The sequence below is a fragment of the Ruminococcus sp. AF17-12 genome (genome assembly GCF_003479245.1).
Classification (GTDB): domain Bacteria; phylum Bacillota; class Clostridia; order Lachnospirales; family Lachnospiraceae; genus Blautia_A; species Blautia_A fusiformis.
This window is the reverse complement of sequence record NZ_QUGY01000013.1, coordinates 17,707-36,316: the sequence shown is the minus strand read 5'-3', so window position 1 is coordinate 36,316 and position 18,610 is coordinate 17,707. Positions and strand designations below refer to the sequence as shown.

General features: G+C 44.2%; 16 protein-coding genes. 1 reads left to right on the top strand and 15 read right to left on the bottom strand.

Annotated elements, in window-relative coordinates; genetic code table 11:
* Positions 1-211: 211 nt before the first annotated feature.
* From DWW77_RS13650 to eno, 11 genes are all read right to left on the bottom strand, one after another.
* Positions 212-1,159 carry a substrate-binding domain-containing protein gene (locus DWW77_RS13650; protein ID WP_114001740.1) on the bottom strand — a complete coding sequence of 316 codons (948 nt, stop codon included), beginning with the start codon at positions 1,157-1,159 and terminating at the stop codon, positions 212-214.
* Between the two features lie 119 nt (positions 1,160-1,278).
* Positions 1,279-2,430 carry an iron-containing alcohol dehydrogenase gene (locus DWW77_RS13645; RefSeq protein WP_114001739.1) on the bottom strand — a complete coding sequence of 384 codons (1,152 nt, stop codon included), beginning with the start codon at positions 2,428-2,430 and terminating at the stop codon, positions 1,279-1,281.
* 138 nt (positions 2,431-2,568) lie between these two features.
* On the bottom strand, positions 2,569-3,354 hold the full coding sequence (locus tag DWW77_RS13640; RefSeq protein WP_114001738.1) for a 5-deoxy-glucuronate isomerase: 786 nt from the start codon (positions 3,352-3,354) through the stop codon (positions 2,569-2,571).
* 16 nt (positions 3,355-3,370) lie between these two features.
* On the bottom strand, positions 3,371-5,302 hold the full coding sequence (gene iolD / locus DWW77_RS13635) for a 3D-(3,5/4)-trihydroxycyclohexane-1,2-dione acylhydrolase (decyclizing) (protein WP_118608902.1): 1,932 nt from the start codon (positions 5,300-5,302) through the stop codon (positions 3,371-3,373).
* An 18-nt stretch (positions 5,303-5,320) separates the two neighbouring features.
* Positions 5,321-6,355: a 5-dehydro-2-deoxygluconokinase gene (gene iolC, locus DWW77_RS13630; RefSeq protein WP_015524405.1), complete on the bottom strand. Its 1,035-nt coding sequence runs from the start codon at positions 6,353-6,355 to the stop codon at positions 5,321-5,323.
* A 411-nt stretch (positions 6,356-6,766) separates the two neighbouring features.
* A complete protein-coding gene (locus DWW77_RS13625; RefSeq protein ID WP_022426319.1) occupies positions 6,767-7,795 on the bottom strand; it encodes a LacI family DNA-binding transcriptional regulator in 1,029 nt (342 codons plus the stop codon).
* A gap of 138 nt (positions 7,796-7,933) precedes the next feature.
* The gene (gene larC / locus DWW77_RS13620) at positions 7,934-9,316 is read right to left on the bottom strand and encodes a nickel pincer cofactor biosynthesis protein LarC (protein ID WP_118608901.1); all 1,383 of its coding nucleotides are present in this window, start codon (positions 9,314-9,316) and stop codon (positions 7,934-7,936) included.
* Positions 9,317-10,060 (bottom strand): nickel pincer cofactor biosynthesis protein LarB, encoded by a 744-nt coding sequence (gene larB, locus DWW77_RS13615; RefSeq protein WP_118608900.1) that lies wholly within the window; start codon positions 10,058-10,060, stop codon positions 9,317-9,319.
* A 149-nt stretch (positions 10,061-10,209) separates the two neighbouring features.
* Entirely contained in the window at positions 10,210-10,947 is a 738-nt protein-coding gene (locus DWW77_RS13610; RefSeq protein WP_021651749.1) for an ABC transporter ATP-binding protein, read from the bottom strand.
* Between the two features lie 12 nt (positions 10,948-10,959).
* Positions 10,960-11,736: an ABC transporter permease gene (locus tag DWW77_RS13605; protein WP_059086856.1), complete on the bottom strand. Its 777-nt coding sequence runs from the start codon at positions 11,734-11,736 to the stop codon at positions 10,960-10,962.
* Positions 11,737-11,875: 139 nt separating this feature from the next.
* On the bottom strand, positions 11,876-13,171 hold the full coding sequence (eno, locus tag DWW77_RS13600; protein ID WP_044961624.1) for a phosphopyruvate hydratase: 1,296 nt from the start codon (positions 13,169-13,171) through the stop codon (positions 11,876-11,878).
* Between the two features lie 488 nt (positions 13,172-13,659).
* Here eno and DWW77_RS13595 point away from each other — a divergent pair, with 488 nt between their 5' ends.
* Positions 13,660-14,151, top strand: a complete 492-nt coding sequence (locus tag DWW77_RS13595) for a DUF2798 domain-containing protein (protein ID WP_110103019.1) — start codon at positions 13,660-13,662, stop codon at positions 14,149-14,151.
* A 125-nt stretch (positions 14,152-14,276) separates the two neighbouring features.
* Here the strand turns inward: DWW77_RS13595 and DWW77_RS13590 are convergent, their stop codons facing one another.
* The 4 genes from DWW77_RS13590 to DWW77_RS13575 form a co-directional block, all read right to left on the bottom strand.
* Positions 14,277-15,608 carry an MATE family efflux transporter gene (locus DWW77_RS13590; protein WP_110103020.1) on the bottom strand — a complete coding sequence of 444 codons (1,332 nt, stop codon included), beginning with the start codon at positions 15,606-15,608 and terminating at the stop codon, positions 14,277-14,279.
* Positions 15,609-15,619: 11 nt separating this feature from the next.
* Entirely contained in the window at positions 15,620-16,609 is a 990-nt protein-coding gene (locus DWW77_RS13585) for a RelA/SpoT-related domain-containing protein (RefSeq protein WP_118608899.1), read from the bottom strand.
* Between the two features lie 83 nt (positions 16,610-16,692).
* A complete protein-coding gene (locus tag DWW77_RS13580) occupies positions 16,693-17,553 on the bottom strand; it encodes an alpha/beta hydrolase (RefSeq protein ID WP_015524395.1) in 861 nt (286 codons plus the stop codon).
* A 157-nt stretch (positions 17,554-17,710) separates the two neighbouring features.
* Positions 17,711-18,547, bottom strand: a complete 837-nt coding sequence (locus DWW77_RS13575) for a YitT family protein (RefSeq protein WP_118608898.1) — start codon at positions 18,545-18,547, stop codon at positions 17,711-17,713.
* Between the last annotated feature and the right edge of the window lie 63 nt (positions 18,548-18,610).

Sequence of the window (18,610 nt, the reverse complement as noted above, 5' to 3'; positions counted from 1 at the left end):
TGAGAAATTTTAGTTTTTTCGGTATTATTTTTACCTGACTGTTAAATCTGTACCAAAGTTTTTCTGATTCTGATATCTCTACATCCTTCTTTTGTCCTATTTTTATGTTTCGTGTTTTATTTTTGGATACCAGCCTGACTTTTTACCGAATCAGTCAATGCCTCTGCCGGATTGTAAAAAATAATAAGCAGCGGATGGAAACCTGCTTGTATCAGGGATGAGAATGTCCGTCATCCTTCATATATGTATCAATATTTTCTTCGGTAAGCACCTGGGAATCCAGAATCTCATCTTCTCCTGTTCCATCTCCCTCCAGATCCTTCACAATATACCGGATGGTTTCATAACCAATCTGATAACCGGACTGCGCGCCAAGCGCCACGATACGCCCATCCTGAACCGCTTTCAAGGCATCTTCCTGAGCATCTACGGAAACAATAGAAATCTCCCGTCCTTCAGTTGCCTCTGAAAGTCCCAGGGCCGTCACTGCACTTGTGGCCATGATTCCGTTAAGATCCGGATACTTCACCAGGATCTCATCCACATCCTTCTGGGAAACCCGCATATTGCTGTATCCGTTCCGAACCATTTCAATGGTGATCCCAGGCTCTTTTTCCATATATTTTTCAAATCCGGCAACACGCATCCGGTGTCCAGCCTGCTTAAAATCACCGGCGATCACGCCAATCTTTCCTTTATGATCCAGAGCCTTTGCAAGCTGCTCGCCCAGCTCATAGCCTAGTTTTTCATTGTCAATTCCAATATAAGGGATTTCTGAATCCTCTATGGGAGTATCACAGGCATATACAGAAATCCCCTTTTCTCTTGCGAAATTTAAATAATCTTCGCATTCATAGGAATCTATAGGAGAAACTGCCATCGCCTGGATATCGGTTTTCAGAAGATCCCTGATCATATTTTTCTGAACCTCTTCTTCTGTTTCGGAATCCGGGGACAGAATCACCACATCTGCATGATATTTTTCTGCCGCATCTTTCATTCCGTCGCAGACAGACAACCAATATTCACTGCTTTTAGATTTTGTAACAACACCGATCGTTACCTGCTCTTCTTCTGTTTTCTTTGCAGAAGACCCGCATCCGGAAAGGCTGCAAACTCCTATGACTGCCACCAGAATACAGATATACTTTTTTCTCATGAAGGATATGCCTCCTTTTCTTTTGCAGCTATATTTGCCACGGGAAAAAAGACTCCGGAGCCTTTTTCTCCGGTCCGGAGTCTTTTCCTATCTGGCAATGCAGGGTTTACATTTACATTTTACCAGAGTTTTCTGTAGATTTCTTTTACTTCCTCTTCTGTTACATCACGCATGGTATTCTGAGGACTTCCACTGTCCATGGCATCATGTGCCATTTTGTCGATGACGTTGAAGAACTCTTCTTTATTGATACCGAACTGCTCCAGAGTCGGAGTATCCAGTTCATTTACAAGTGACTCTACTGCTTTCAGGAATTTCTCAGCCGCTTCCTGATCAGAATCAGTTGCATCCGCCACACCAATATCACGTCCCAACGCTCCGAATCTGCCGTATGCTCCGGGAAGCGCAAAGGTAAGGCACTCCTTCAGAAGCATGGCATTGGAAAGTCCGTGTGCTACATGGAACAGTGCTCCGATCGGACGGCTCATTCCATGGATAATGGTAACAGATGCATTGTTAAATGCGATTCCTGCCTCAAGAGCAGCGACAGACATCTGTACACGAGCTTCTTCATTCTTTCCGTCTTTATATGCAACCGGAAGATATTTAAAGATCCTCTTTACTGCAGATACTGCAAAAGTATCGGAAAGTGTCTGTGCTTTTCTGGATGTATAAGCTTCCACACAGTGGCAAAGTGCATCAAGACCTGTTGCTGCTGTGATCTTTGGAGGTGCAGTCATAGTAAACTGCGGGTCGATAATGGCAAGATCCGGCATGAGAACTTTGCCTTTAAGAAGCATCTTGATGTCTTTTTTGGTATCCGTGATAATCGTGAACTGTGTTGCCTCAGATCCCGTTCCTGCTGTGGTAGGGATCGCCGCCATTGGCGGCATCTTTACATCGATCACTTTTCCCATGTAGTCGGAAATGCTTCCACCGTTTACTACCAGTGAGCCGATGGCTTTCATAGAGTCAATGGGACTTCCGCCTCCCAGAGCTACCAGGAAGTCACAGTTCTCATCTTTATAAATCTGTAAGCCTTTTTCGATCATGGTATCTGTTGGCTCACCACAGATGTCAGAATAAATGCTGTATTCAATGCCCTGATTTGTCAGCGCCTTCTCAACTTTTGCACAGTTTCCCAGGTCGATCATTACTTTATCGGTTACGATCAGAGCTTTTTTACCAAGGAGTTTCAGTGCTCCTTCTGCCATATCCAGTGCTCCGGAACCAGAAATAATTTCTCCAGGTACAATAAATTCTCTTGCCATTGTCAAAATCTCCCTTCAGTCAGTACAATTTTTTTCATAATAGCAGCAGGTCTACTGCTGTCCGCTCCTCACAAACAACAGCATTTTCCTCTTCCTGCTGCCTGTTATTTACGATCCAGTATCAGTATCTCCGAATCCTTAAAACTCGGCGTCATGAAGCCAGGTATATCTCTCATCCTCGCAGCGGTCTGTCTGCAGCCACGGATTTCCGTCAATGTGGCGGATCATCCAGCATGTATACATCTGATATCCAGGTGCAACTGCCTGCGGATGAAGCTCTCCTCCTGGAATTGCGGAAAAGCTCTCGTCTGTACTCTTAAATACCTGATCACCGACAAAGCTTGCTCCAAACCCTTCCGGATGATCAAATTTGAAAAAGTATGTCTCAGGCTGCGGATGTCTGTGCGGCAGGTATCCGGACCAGTTTCCTCTGTCATTGAGAACCTCACCAAGAACCATATTGGACTCCGGTGAAATGTCATGATCGAAGATGGTGTTTACTCTTCTCTTCGCAACATTTCCGAACTTGCCTACGCAGGAATATCCCCACGGAGCATCTTCTGGTTTGTAGAGTTTTGCACCGAAATCTTTCTCGTTCTTTGTGCACTGAACAAGGATCTGTGACTCTGCATTTGCTACAACTGTAATCTCAGTTCCTGTGCATCCGTGAACACACCATGGTCCCTCTGTGAACACGTCTTTTCTGGTTGCTGCAGCTTCGTTTCCGTTCCATTTATAGGTAATGTTTCCGGAGAGGAGGAGAACTGCTGTCTCCTCACCCTCTCTTAAAAATGTTCTTGTCTCTCCTGATTTCATACGGTAAACACGGATGTCCATCATCATGGCCTTGTACTCATTATCGTATGTTGTAAGAATCTTTTCGCCTTTTTCGTCATATTCCGGATAACCAAATACTTTACTCATTTTCTTACCTCCCAGATTAGTACAGTCTTGCCTCTTCACGGCCTTTCATAACTCCCTCGCAGGCCTTTCTTACACTTTCTTTCTCAGATGTTGTTGCGATTCCTACATCCCACCAGGACTCATATCCGTCTGTCATGGTCTTCGGGATAACTTTGAGATCAAAGAGGCATGCGATCTCCTGCTTTTTGGCATCTTCCAGAGCGTCTACCAATTCCTGGATGGTGCGGCAGGTATAGGTCTTCAGACCATAGCCTTCGCCGATCTTTGCATAATCTACAGGGATCAGATCTCCGGTCGGTTTCTTGCCGTCTGTATAACGGAACTCTGTTGCAAGGCTTCCGATTCCGTGGTTCATCTCAAGGTTGTTGATGCAGCCAAATCCGCAGTTATCGAATACCATGATATTGACTTTCTGTCTCTCCTGCATGATAGTCATGATCTCACTGTGGAGCATCTGGAAGCTGGAATCTCCAACTACGCAGTATACTTCATTATCCGGCTCAGCAAATTTCACACCGAGGGTAGCGGCAACCTCATATCCCATACAGGAATATCCGTACTCTGCATGATATCCGCCACGTTTGTCTGTTCTCCACATACGCTGCATACAGCTTGGAAGGGAACCGCCTGCTGTGATGATGGTTGCATCTTTGTCGATAGTTCTGTTGATTGCTGCAAGTGCTGCTGTCTGTGTGATCTTTCCGTTTGTAAGCTTTACATATTCCGGAATCGTACGAGGATCTCTTGCCTTGATCAGCGGCTCAAAATCATCTCCTGTGTACTCAATGCTTCCAAGGCGCTCCATCTCTTTATCCCATGCAGCTTTTGCTTTCTCGATCTCATCTGTGTATGCAGATTTATATCCTCTTGCACGAAGCTTTTCTGCTAGTGCTTCTACGGTAGCTTTTGCATCACCCACTGCTTTTACTGCATCCATCTTGTATGCGTGGAATCTGCAGTTGTTGATACTTACAAACTGAACATCCTCATTCTGGAACAGATGCTTGGAGCTTGTTGTAAAGTCAGACATTCTGGAACCGATAGAAATTACCACGTCTGCGTCTTTACCGATGATGTTGGAAGCGTAGGTTCCTGTTACACCGATACCGCCAAGACAGTACGGATTGCCAGACTGGCAGGCACTCTTTCCGGCCTGTGTCTCGCCGAATGGGATCTTGAACTCTTCACAGAATTTCTCAACAGCTTCTCCAGCTTCTGAGTAACGGACACCACCACCAACAACGATAAGCGGTTTCTTCGCTCCTGCGATGACCTCTGCCACATCCTCAAGCTCTTCCTCTACTGCAACCGGTCTTGTGATCCTGTGCACTCTCTTCTTGAAGAAGTACTCCGGGAAGTCAAAGGACTCACCCTCAACATCCTGGCAAAGCGCGATGCAGCATGCACCTGTTTCAGCCGGATCTGTAAGAACTCTCATTGCATTGATCAGAGCGGTCATGACCATCTCCGGTCTTGTGATCCTATCCCAGTATTTGCAGACTGGCTTGAATGCATCGTTCGTACTGACGGCAAGGCTGCTGCTCTGCTCCAGCTGCTGGAGAACCGGGTCAGGCTGGCGAGATGCAAAAGTATCTGCCGGGAATACAAGAAGCGGAATATTATTTACAGTTGCTGTTGCACATGCTGTTACCATGTTTGCAGCTCCAGGTCCGATGGAGGAAGCGCATGCAATGATTTTTTTGCGGTTGCTCTGTTTTGCAAAAGCGGTAGCAACGTGACACATACCCTGCTCATTTCTTCCCTGAAGAACCTTCAGCTGTCCCGGATTTGTATCCAGTGCCTCACCAAGTCCTACAGCAATACCGTGTCCGAAGATCGTGAAAAATCCTTCTACGAATTTTGTCTCCACTCCGTCCATGGAAACATACTGATTATCCAGAAATTTTACAATTGCCTGTGCAGTTGTCATTCTTACTGTCTTTGCCATTTTTCCCACTCCTTTTCTTTATACTCTTGCGATCATTTCGCCGAATTTTTCTTTTTCATCTTTAATGAATGCGTGAACTTCATCCGGTCCCGGAAGGGAATCGGAGCAGTTGTTGCTTTTAACCATCATGGATGCCTCAGCAGAACCAAACTCCAGGCAGTCAATGATCTCCCAGCCCTGATACAGTCCATACAGGAATCCGGAGCCGTATCCGTCGCCGCCGCCGAAGCCTTTTCTTGCCTCAACCGGGAATGGCTTGATGCTGAACTTCTGTCCGTCAACTGTGTAGGCTGTGGAACCCTTCATACCGTGTTTGATGACAACGATCTTTGCATTTTTTGCCTGCCAGTAAGCTGCACTCTCCTCATCAGTCATGCCTTCTTTGATCAGTTTCTCTGTAAGGTCAAACTCTTCTCTGGAGCCCATGATGATGTCAGCTTCCTTAGCTACGATGGAATAGTAGATGGAAATCTCATCTGCATTCTTCCAGTTGTACTCTCTGTAATCAATATCAAAAATGATCTTTGTGTTTACTTTCTTAGCAAGCATAACCGCTTTGATCGCTGCTTCTCTGGAAGGGCTCTCTGCGAGAGCAGTTCCGGAAATGAGGATCGCTTTTGCATTTTTGATATAATCCTCGTGGATGTCGTCTACATGAAGCTGCAGATCTGCGATACGGTTACGATACATGAGGATGCTGCTTTCCTTTGGAGAAAGCATCTCGGTAAAGGTAAGTCCCAGCTTCTCTCCGTTTGTACATTTTGTGATCTGTGAGGTATCGATTCCTCTCTCATCAAAATAATCTACAACATACTCACCGAACTGATCATCCGAAACCTTTCCGATAAATCCTGCTTTCAGGCCATGCTTGGTAACACCTACAGCAATGTTTGCAGGAGATCCTCCTACAAATTTCTCAAACATATGTACCTTCTTCAGGGGTTTGAACTCCTCCTTTACCTGATCGTTGTAAGCAGGATTAAAATCAATGGCAACTCTTCCAAGGAGCACCAGGTCCATTGGTCTGGATTCATCAAATTCGATATACTTCATGATCTTACCTCCGTTTGTTTGATGGTTTATTTTTTACTTCTTTTTTATGTGCTTTTTTTACTTTGCGTGCTTTTTTCTTTTGTTTAGCGTGCTTTCTTGCGTGTTTCTTATGATGTTAATATAGCACCGTTTTACAATTTGGGCAAGTACTTCTTTTCATTTTTCTTTTTTTCAGTTATTCTATACAATTTTTGTAGTTTTGTTTTGTTCAAAGTAGCTATTATCTACATGTGCATTTGCGTGTTGATTTTTTTTAGCACGCTATTGGCACGCAATCAAATGTATCCAGACAGTCGTTTTCTTGGAATCTATATTTCATATCGTAGTATCTTACAGATTTCCTGTAATATAAAAAAGCCTGCAGTTTTCATCCTGCAGACTATTTTATATGATACTTTGCACAATACATGTTCAAAGGTTATATTTTGTTTTGATCTTGATATCTGTAAAGAGATATTCTCTCTCCGGCTCCTGTCCTTTTGTCAGGATATCCGCCAGGATCCTTGGCGGTTCATACCCCTGGACATATCCATTCTGGTCGATCAGAAAATCCACATGATCATTCTTCAGTGCCCGTTCATTCTTCGGAGTCTGATCGTAGATCACAACGTAGGGCCTGCGGTCAAGTCTCAGCTTTTCAAATGCCTTCCCCACTCCTGCCTGGCCTCCGGATACAACCAGGATCCCGCTGATCCCTGAAGTACTCATCATGGCATTTTCTATAATGTGCTCCACCTCAGCTGCTTCATCAAAGCTTCCGTGAACACCGGCGATCTCCAGATGTGGAAAAGCCCGCTTGGCTTCCTCTACAAAGCCATCCACTCGCTGATTGTCAACATGATTGCTAAAATATCCGGTGATGATCAGGATCTTTCCATTTCCTCTTGTCAGCATTCCAAGAAGTCCGGCTGCGGTACGTCCACTTTTACGGTTATCCATTCCCACAAAACAGGTTCTTCTCGTTCCTACAATATCAGAGTTAAAGGTTACTACTGGGATATTCTTCTCTTCGATCAAAGCATTCAGTTTCTCCCGGACAGTCTCACTGTCTACCGGCATGATCGCAAGTCCCCGGATTCCTTCCTGTTCCAGTTCCTCAATGGCCTGCAGCTGTTCCTCTTCATCAACGGAAAGACCCTCTTTCAGAATCAGCTGGATTCCTTTTTCTTTCAGTTCCACGGCTGCCTTCTCAATACCACGGTTTACTTCCTGCATAAAAGAAGATCTGGCAAGCTGTGTCACCACTCCGATCTTCAGTCTTTCATCTTTAGCTGTTCTGGAATGCTTCCGTTCTTTCTGTACATATCCCATCTCGTCCGCCAGACGGCAGATCCTCTCTGCCACCTCCGGATTGATCCGTCCTCTGTGGTTCAACGCTCTGTCCACGGTTCCCCTGGAAACCCCTGCCTGTTCTGCAATCTGCTGTATTGTTACCGCCATAAATCCTTCTCCTGCCTCTGCCTTACTGTATCATTGCCAGCTGTTCTGTTCGGCAATAATCTTTCTATATACATTTATATAGTTTTTTCGAAAAGGTGTCAATATGTAAGTGCATTATACAAGGCAACCAACCCGATCTTATCCCCGCACAGCCATATGATATACTTCTTTATAAGAAATCCCTGTTTTTTCACAAAGTTTTTTTACGCTTTCGTATTCCGGATAATAATATTCCTGTCCGTCAAAAATGCAGACCTTCACTTCTACATTTCCCAGCGGGGTTGTAACCGTTCTTTTCTCTCTTTTCAGAATGGTTCTCTCCATCTCCTGGCGACGGATCCCAATGGTTGTCGTTTCTCTGAAAATGATCTGCTCCATCGCTGAAACCTGTTCTTTTTTACATAGAACGGTAAGCAGCCATGCCGGACGGTTTTTCTTCATAAATACAGGCATGTAATTGGCCTCTCTGGCTCCTGCCTCATACAGAAGCTCCATAACATAGCCAAGCGTTTCTCCTGTACAGTCATCAATGTTGGATTCCAGCTTTATAATGGTGTCTATTTCCGTACAAGCATCATTGCCTGAAGCCTCCTCCTCGGATTCCCGGATCAGCATGGCACGGAGAATTCCCGGGCACTCATACTGGCGCTTGCCTGCTCCGATACCGATCTTCTCCACCGTAAAATCTTCAGGCAGTTTTTCTGATGTAAGGAATGCCGCCACAATGGCTGCTCCTGTAGGCGTTATCAGTTCACCCTGCACCGATGTGATATGCAGCTTCAGCTGATGAGCACTTACAATATTACTTACCGCCGGTACCGGCACCGGAAGGATTCCGTGCTGACAGCGAATCGTTCCGCTACCCTCACAAAGTCTTGGAACGATCACTTCCTCCACATCCAGATCATCCATACAGATTGCAACAGAAAGAATATCCACAATGGAATCCACTGCACCCACTTCATGGAAATGGACCTGATCCACCGGTACATTATGGGCTTTTGCTTCTGCCTCGGCAAGAATCTTAAAAATCCTTTTTCCATAGGATTTTGCACGATCTGTCATATCTGCATGGTCGATAATCTCCATGATCTCGTTAAGGCCACGGTGTTCATGGTGATGGTGTCCGTGGTGGGAATGCATCGTTTCTGTATATGTATGACTGTTTCCATGGGTTTCCTGTACATGATGTTCATGAGAATGGGGATGCTCATGGGCTTCATGACTATGTTGATAATGATGTTCCCCATGATCCTGGCTGTAAGAATCTCCATCATGCCCATACAGATATTTCATATCATGATCATGATTCTCATGATCATGATCCAGTAGTACATCAAAATCACAGGCATCGATCCCTGATTTCATCACACGGCTGATCTTTATGTCGAAACCTTTTACCGGCAGACTTTTAAGAGTTCTCACCAGTTTTTTCTGATCTGCACCCAGATCCAGAAGAGCCGCAACTGTCATATCCCCGCTGATCCCGGAGGTACACTCCAGATATAATTTGTTTCTCATTTATTTTCCCTCCGCAAGCCGATTGATCTGGGTTGCCAGATATCCTGCCCCAAATCCGTTGTCAATATTTACTACTGCAATTCCGTTGGCACAGGAATTGATCATTGTCAGAAGCGCTGACAATCCATGAAAGCTGGCGCCATATCCCACAGAAGTAGGTACCGCGATCACCGGACGTTTCACAAGACCACCCATAACACTTGCCAGCGCACCCTCCATTCCTGCTACCGCAACCACACAGTTAGCCTCCTGGATGGTATCCAGCCTGGAAAAGAGTCTGTGCATACCACTGACTCCCACATCATAGATCCTCTCCACATGTGTGCCGAAATACTCTGCTGTCTGGGCAGCTTCCTCCGCAACAGAAATATCTGCTGTTCCGGCTGTACATACTGCCACCTTTCCGATATGCTCCTTCTCTTTTTCAATCTTCAAAATTCCGGAAACAGGATCATAAACCACATCAGGAAGAACCTTTTTTACCAGTTCATACTGATGTTCTGACGCCCTTGTTCCAAAGACTTCTCCATCTTCCTCATAAAGCTTCTGATAGATATTCAAAAGATGTTCGTCTGCTTTTCTCGCACAGTAAACTACCTCTGCAAAACCGGTCCTCGCTTTTCGGGTAATATCCAGCTTCGCATAATCCATTTCTTCATATCCCTCTTTTTTCAGAAGGTCCTCTGCATGCTCCACAGAGAGCTGGCCTTTTTTTACCTTTTCAAGGATCTGCTGTAAAGTCATCTTTTTGCCTCCCTGTTTTCTTCGTAATATAATAACACAATAGCCAGACATTTGCATCATTTCCGCAAATCGTCTGGCTATCTGCTATTCAAACCGTTCACTGTCCGGTTCTTTTTATTTATGCGACTGCCTAGGCCGCCTTCTGTTCTTTATCTGATCATCTCCGTATATTTGGCCGAGATCTCATCAATATCTCCATATGCGATCAGTTTTCCTTTTTCAAGTATCATTGCTTTATTGCACAAGCGCTGTACCTGTTCCAGAGAATGGGATACAAACAGTACCGTAACGCCCTTATCAAACATACTTAAGACTTTCTTTTCACTCTTTTTCCGGAATTTGGCATCTCCTACAGAAAGGACTTCATCCAGGATCAGGATATCCGGTGATACCAGTGTGGCAATGGAGAATCCAAGCCTTGCCTTCATACCGGAAGAATAATTCTTAATAGGGACATCGATAAATTCCTTCAGTTCAGAAAACTCAACGATCTCATCAAATTTCGATTCCAGAAACTTCTTGGAATATCCGAGCATCGCACCATACAGAAAAATATTCTCACGTCCTGTATACTGCGAATCAAAACCGGCTCCCAGTTCCAGAAGAGGAACCAGACGTCCGTTTCGGACCACCTTGCCTTCGGTAGGCTTGAATACACCGGCAATTACTTTGAGCAGAGTACTTTTTCCCGCTCCATTAAGTCCCAGGATTCCTACACGGTCACCTTTTTTCACCTCAAAATCAACATTCTGAAGAGCCCAGAATTCATTATATTTAATTTCTTTTTTTAAGAATTTAATCACGTAATCCTTCAGGCTGTCTACCTTTTCTTTACTGAGATTAAACTTCATACTTACGTTATCTACAACTACTGCAGGTTTTTCCATATTTTTCTCCTGTTAAATATAAAGGATAAATTCATCCTGTTTCTTCTTGAAACAGAACATTCCGATGGCAATCGTCACAAGGCTGAATACCAGTGCGTATGCCGCATAATGCAGATTCATCGGCTCTCCGAACATTCCTGAACGAAAAACATCGATGGTACAGTACAGCGGATTATATTTCAGGATCCATGAAAAGCCACTTTTCAGCAGTCTGGACGGATAATAAAAGATCGCACAGGTATACATGATCAGCATCAGCGCTACTGACCACAGATATTCCATATCTCTGAAAAAAACGCCAATCGTAGCAAGGATCATTCCACAACCATAAGACAACAGAAATACCAGGATCAGCGCGATCGGGATCTGGAACATATAAAGTGTCGGCTCCACACCAAGTACTGCTCCTACCGGAACCAGCACGATCAGTGAGATCAGGAAGATCACATAGTTAAAAAGTACACTTGACAGCGGATAGAGATATTTTGGCACATAAACTTTCTTGATCATTGCCGAATTCGCTCTTACTGATTTCAATGCCGCTTTTGTGGCACTGGAATAGAATGTGTACAAAAGACGTCCTGTCAGGATATATACAGGAAATGTCCGATCCTTGTTTCCAAACAGGGTACCGAATACGATCGTCAGTACGATCATGGTAAGCAACGGCTCAAGAAGAGACCAGATGATACCAAGATAGGAACGTCTGTACTTCAGTTTGATTCCTTTTTTTACAAGCTCTCCCAGAAGAAACCTGTAACGTATAAAAGTATTTACGTATTCTTTCATAGCATCTCCAATATTCAATTTTATTTTTTCACACGGCTGTAAATCATAATATACTATTTTGAGAAATCTGGCAACCTTATTTTCGCCAAAAAAAGGCACGCCAAAGCGTACCTTTTTGAGAAATGTGTTAGTTATGATCTTATCTCTTGATATTGAATGCCCGGAATCCCGGATATACTGCTGCATCTCCAAGCTCTTCCTCAATACGGAGAAGCTGATTATATTTTGCCACACGTTCGCTTCTGGAAGGAGCTCCTGTCTTGATCTGGCAGGTATTCAGTGCCACTGCAAGATCTGCAATGGTTGTATCCTCTGTCTCTCCGGAACGATGGGAAGAAATCGCTGTATAGCCAGCTTTATGTGCCATTTTGATGGCTTCCAGAGTCTCGGATACAGAACCGATCTGATTCAGTTTGATCAGAATAGAATTTCCGCAGCCAAGGCTGATACCTTTCTCAAGACGCTCTGTATTTGTAACAAACAGGTCATCACCTACAAGCTGTACTTTTCCTCCAAGTTCTTTTGTCATGATCTGCCAGCCTTCCCAGTCTTCCTCATCAAGGCCATCCTCAATAGAGTAGATCGGATATTTTTCGATCAGATTTTTCCAGTGATCAACAAGCTCCGCAGATGTAAATTTCTTTCCGCATTTCGGAAGAACATACTCCCCCTTTTTGTTTCCTTTCCACTCACTGGATGCAGCATCCATGGCAAGTACAAAATCCTTTCCAGGCTCATATCCTGCTTTTTTCACTGCTTCAAGGATGTACTCAATGGCTTCCTCATCGCTTCCAAGGTCTGGTGCAAAACCACCTTCATCTCCAACGCTTGTTGCAAGGCCTTTTTCTTTCAGAAGTGCAGCAAGAGCGTGGAATACCTCCGTACACCAGCGAAGTCCCTCTTTAAAGCTTGGTGCTCCTGCCGGCATGATCATGAATTCCTGAACATCAACGGTATTCGCAGCATGTGCACCACCGTTTAGGATATTCATCATCGGAACCGGAAGTCTGTTTCCGTTCACCCCACCAAGAAATCTGTAAAGGGGGATGTCAAGAGAAATCGCAGCCGCACGTGCGCACGCAATAGAAACCGCAAGAATGGCATTTGCGCCCAGTTTTGATTTGTCCTTTGTTCCATCTGCTTTGAGCATGGCAGCATCCACTGCATAAATATCAGATGCATCCATTCCTGCCAGCGCATCATTAATTACTGTATTGATATTTTCAATGGCCTTCGAAACACCTTTTCCTCCAAAACGGCTTTTATCCTGATCTCTCAGCTCAAGTGCTTCGAATTCTCCTGTGGACGCTCCGCTTGGTGCTGCTCCTCTTCCGACCGTTCCATCTGCCAGATAAACCTCTGCCTCTACGGTCGGATTTCCTCTTGAATCAATGATCTCTCTTCCAATGACCTTCTCAATCTCTAAATAATCCATTTGATATTTATCCTCCTGTCTGGTCTTTTCGCCCTGTCCGTAACTCCTGTTCAGGCCGCATTTTGTCAGGGGATACGGCCCGCCACAAATTTTACGCATTAGTTAGAATCCGCTAACTGTTTACAAGTTTACTATATCTAACTTTAACGGTCAAGAGGAGTTATTGCCATTTTTTTCTCAATTACTCTTCTGATATTTCCATGTTTTTTCAGAACATTCCGCAGGATGTTGCGAATTTTACTTATTGACAAGGCTTTACTACTTATGATATCATAACCGCCGGTATCAAGCGGATATTCGTAAACCGCTCTGCTGCCTGCTTACAGCCAAATAACTGCTTCGCAGTTTGATTTGGTCAAAAAACCGAATATGGTTTATGACAAAATCCTGTCATATATTGGAAACGCACATTCTCCTGAATGATTAACGAACAACACATGCTCTGAGGTTTTACATTATCACTTAATCATTTTAAAGGAGGATTTTTTATGCCAAAAAACAAATTTCAGGAAGTTATCTTTACCCTTATCATGGTATTTTTCATGGTTTACGCCATGATTTGCTACAACATTTCCCTGAACACAGGGAGTATGACAAACCGTGTGTTCCTTGACGCTTTTCATGAACTGGTGATCATGGGACCGATCGCATTTATCCTTGACTTCTTCCTTGTATCCAAGCTTGCTTTTGGTTGTGCAATGCGCATGGTAGATTTCAAAAGCTGCCATCCGTTCAGCAGGATCCTTGCGATCTCCGTTCCTTCCGTTGCTTTCATGTGCCCGTTAATGAGCCTCGCGGCAACCATTCTCTTTAAGGATGCAGGAAATCAGTTTGTAGCTGTATGGCTTCAGACAACCGCATTCAACTTCCCGATGGCATTCTTCTGGCAGCTAATCTATGCAGGTCCGATCGTACGTTTTATTTTCAGACATATCTTTCCTGAAAAGGAAAACGTAAAAGAAGCGACAGAAACTATGTAAAATTAAAGAAAGCACATTGCTATGGTTGAACCACCCCAAAAGTCATACTTTCCGGTGGCGGCTCATTCCATACAATGTGCTTTTTATTTTTCACGCGAATCTTTCTCATCGGATCTTCGAATCTCTCAGACTGTTTTCTTTAATTCCGGCATCTTAAGTATCTTCACGATCAGCGGGATCACCATAATGACCCAGACTATCGGTTCTGCTACGATCACGCCGGTATATCCGAGAAGTGGCACCAGAGTCACCGCGATCACTACTTTTCCGATCATCTCCAGCGCACTGGAAACCAGAGGGATCACCGTTTCTCCAAGGCCCTGCATAGCATTTCTGAGGACACTGATCACAGCCGTTACGAAATAAAAGATCGTATCAAATTTAAGATAATTGGCGGCATTGCGGATCACCGTTTCATTATGGCTTCCTGTGACCAGATAGATCAGCTGTTTTCCAATGGTAAAACTGAAGATCACAGTCATCACGGACCAGATACAGGTATACAGAACTGCAAGACCAATTCCATAGCGTACCCGGTCCATTCTCCCTGCACCTGCGTTCTGGCCACAGAAGATCGCCATGGTCTGGCCGAACACGCCAAACATGATCATAAACATCTCTGTGATCTTACGAGCTGCTGTATGTGCCACAATGATATCTCTTCCCAGCCGATTGATGGAGGTCTGAAGTGCCAGTGTACCAAGATTTACAAGAGAGCTTACAAGTCCCATAGAAAGTCCGGCACTCAGCATATTTTTCATCATATTTCTTTCGAGACCGAAAAAATCCTCTTTTTTCAGCCGTAGGATCTCATACCTGCGGATCATGTAAAACCAGCATATAAGAAATGCCAGCGTCTGTGAAAGTACCGTGGCAACGGCAGCTCCCTGAACTCCTGCTTTTACTACCAGAATAAAAAACAGATCTCCTGCGATATTTAAAGTTACAGACACTGCCAGGATCACAAGAGGCGTCACCGTATCCCCAAGTGCGCGCAGAGATGCCGCGCAGGTATCATAAAGAAACGTTGCCAGCATACCTGCGATAATAATAAAGATATACTGCCTGGCAGTTCCCGTCAAATGATCCGGAACATTCAGGAACCTCAGGATCGGATGCAGAAACAAAAGTCCCAAAACAGTCAGGATCAGAGAAATCACGCTGCCCATTACAAGAGACAGCGCAAAAGATTTTCGTACTTCTTCCCGGTTTCCGGCACCGAATTTCTGTGCGGTGACAATGGCAAATCCATTTGCAAGGCCCATCAGAAAACCGATGATCAGACCGCTTAAAGGACTGGTGGCCCCTACTGCCGCCAGCGCATCTTCTTTAAGAAAGCTTCCCACGATCCGGGTATCTGCCAGGCTGTACGTCAGCTGCAAGAGATTTCCCAGAAATACAGGAAGCGCAAAGGACAGGATCAATGTGGAAGGCTTCCCTTTTGTCAAGTCTTTCATGTCATCCTCCCTCAGTCAACGATATCATTCTGAAAACGGGAAAGATGCTCATAAGGAAGGATCATCCTTCCGCGGAACAGTCCGCAGCCATCATTGATCAGGCTGTTGTTTACCGCACCAAACATATTAACGTCCAGCGCAGCAAGATCCAGTCCAAGAAGCCGCATACCCCGCTCATAGGCCTCGTCAAAATAGATACATTCCCCCTGGGGAACCGCGTCCCTTCTCCTGCGTTCACTTTCCTGTTTTTTCTCATAGCTTAAATGGTTGGCGGAACCAATCTCCGCAACATCATCCATTTCTTTGGTCCGCAGCTGTACTTCCATATAGCTTCGGGAACTGTTATCATAAAACGTGATATGCAGAGACTGATAATCATCCTCACTGTTATTACAGATGTAATCCCTATAGTAAGGCTTTGCTTCTCTGCTGAGCAGTGGCGATGTACTTTCCTGCACTCCTCTGGCCGGCTCTGCGGTAAATCCTCTTTCTTCCAGAAATCCCGGAAGTATATTGGCGATCTCATAAAGATAACGAAGCTCTTCTTCTCTGACATTCTCACCATTTTTCAGATGACATCTGGGCATGGCGATAACGATCCTGTAGGCAATAAAATCGCGGAAACAGCTTAACCGTTCCTTGATCTGGGATACAGAAGGATATTCCCCATATTCTTTATAGTAGTCATAAATAAATTCTACTACATATCCGTTAAATTTTTCCTCCGCACGGATCAGGGATTTGATTCTTCCCTTGAAGGTAAACGCCAGAAACGGATATTCCCCTGCCATATATTTATAAAATTCCCGGATCTTCTGAGACTGGGCAGTGAGGAAATCATTATGCTCCAGAAGCTCCTGGATCTGGATCAAAAAATTACAGTGTACCAGATCGATCTCATTATGTTTTTTCTTCGCCTCTGTCCTAAGATCCCGAATGTATTTCTTCAGTATCCGGAGAAGAGTATCTCCGGAATACAGATAATCGTTTAATGTTATCATTTGTGTTTCTCTTTTCTATTTTGGTCTTTTCAGGATCACATATTTACAACAACTGCTGGATGATCTGTGCTCCTGTCTTTTATTTATTTCAGTTTTTCATGGAAAAACTCTGCAATCCGGTTCCACACCTCATCCTGGAAAAACTGGATATCTGCATGGTCTGCACCATCCAGTGTCAGCAAAGTGACATCACAGTCTTTTTTCTCCAGAAGTCCGTATAAAGTTTCCGACTGAACATAAGGAACGACCTGATCGCAGTTGCCATGGATGATCAGAAATGGCGGTGCATCCTTCGTAACCTTGGAAACCGGACTGCTCTGGTATGCCTTTTCTTTATTTAACATGGAATTAAATCCAAGCAGAAGGGATTCTGCGGAAGAAGCACATTTTTCTGCAGATTCACATGGAAATGCGGAAAGATCCGTAGGCGGATACCATGGGCAGGCAGCCTGTACCTTACTGGATTCTTCCAGATACTCTCCCACATCCAGAGCCGGATCATTGTCCAGCGCAGCCATACAGGTAAGATATCCTCCGGCAGACTCTCCCATAACTCCTATCTGCTCTTTGTTGATGCGGAACCGGTCTGCATGGGCTTTCAGGTAACGGATAGCTGCCTTTACATCCTGCAGCGGCATGGGATACGGGCCCTGATTGGAAGTACGATACTCCACACTTGCCACTACAAAGCCACTGGATGCCAGTCTGCTCAGATAAAGATTATGTGCGGATTTATCCATCATCAGCCATGCGCCTCCACAGATCCAGAGGATGCAGGGATAGATTTTTCCATCTTTTGTTTCCGGGTAGATTATATCCAGTTTCAGATCCCGCCTGCAATGTCCGAACCAGGAATCCACCTGTGCGTAAGTAATATCATTTACTGTAATATACTGAGGCTTCTCTACCGAAAGCTTCAGTGTCTTTTTTTCTGCTTTTATCATAATCTATCTACCTCTTTTCTTCTGATCATTTTAGTTTGTCTTTGAAATATTTTTCTTCTATTTTATCACAATACTGCTTTTTCTGCTTTTATTTTTCGAAGAAAAAGCACTCTTTTTCTGCAAAAGAAATATCTGCATTCTCATTTACAGACATGCCTTACCGCAGGATCTCGTCAATGGTGGAAACGGTACTGAAAGATCCTTTATTCCTTGAAATGATCTCTTTTACTTTCTGCAGTTCAAAATAATTTACATAGCAGATCAGAGTCTTGTTCTCTCCTGCGATCACGCCGGAAGAGTTGATGATGGTACAGGTTTTATTCAGTTCCTCCTTAATATCACAGATGATCGCATCAGGATCCTTTGTGATGATCGTCACCTGTTTCAGTGCCTCAAAATGATCTGTGAAATGATCGATGATGGAAGTCGCCACAATGTATACCAGAAGACTTAAAAGTGCGGAATCTCTGTCAAGAAGTACAAACACAGCTCCATATACACAGGCATTAAATGCGATCAATATGTAGGAAATACTGTAGTCCTTTCCGGAATGATTGTAAATCTTTTTTACAATGATATTGGCAAAGATCTCAGAACCGTCAATACAGCCACCGTTTCGAAGGATCAGAGACAGTCCCACACCAAGGATCGCACCTCCAAAGGCTACTGCAATAAAATGCTCTGTATTCAGCTCAAAAGGGATTTTTTCAAAGTAGGAAAGACCTATTGTGTAGACAACAAAGCCCACGAACGTTTTTGCAAAGAAATACTTACCGATAAGAATGACCCCAGCTATGAGAAACGGCAGAAACACAAGCAGCACACATAACGACAGATTATACCCTGTCAGCTTGCTTATGATAATGGCGATTCCGGCAGTTCCGTAATCGATGGCATCATTGGGAAGCAAAATACAGGCAACAGAAAAACTGGCCAGGATCGCTCCCACAATGATCATCAGATATGAAAACACTGTCTTAATCTTTTTGTTCATAAAGGCCTCCTCTTTGTAAGCAAAATTGTTTGTCAACAATAACAAAAAGCTGTTATAATAGAT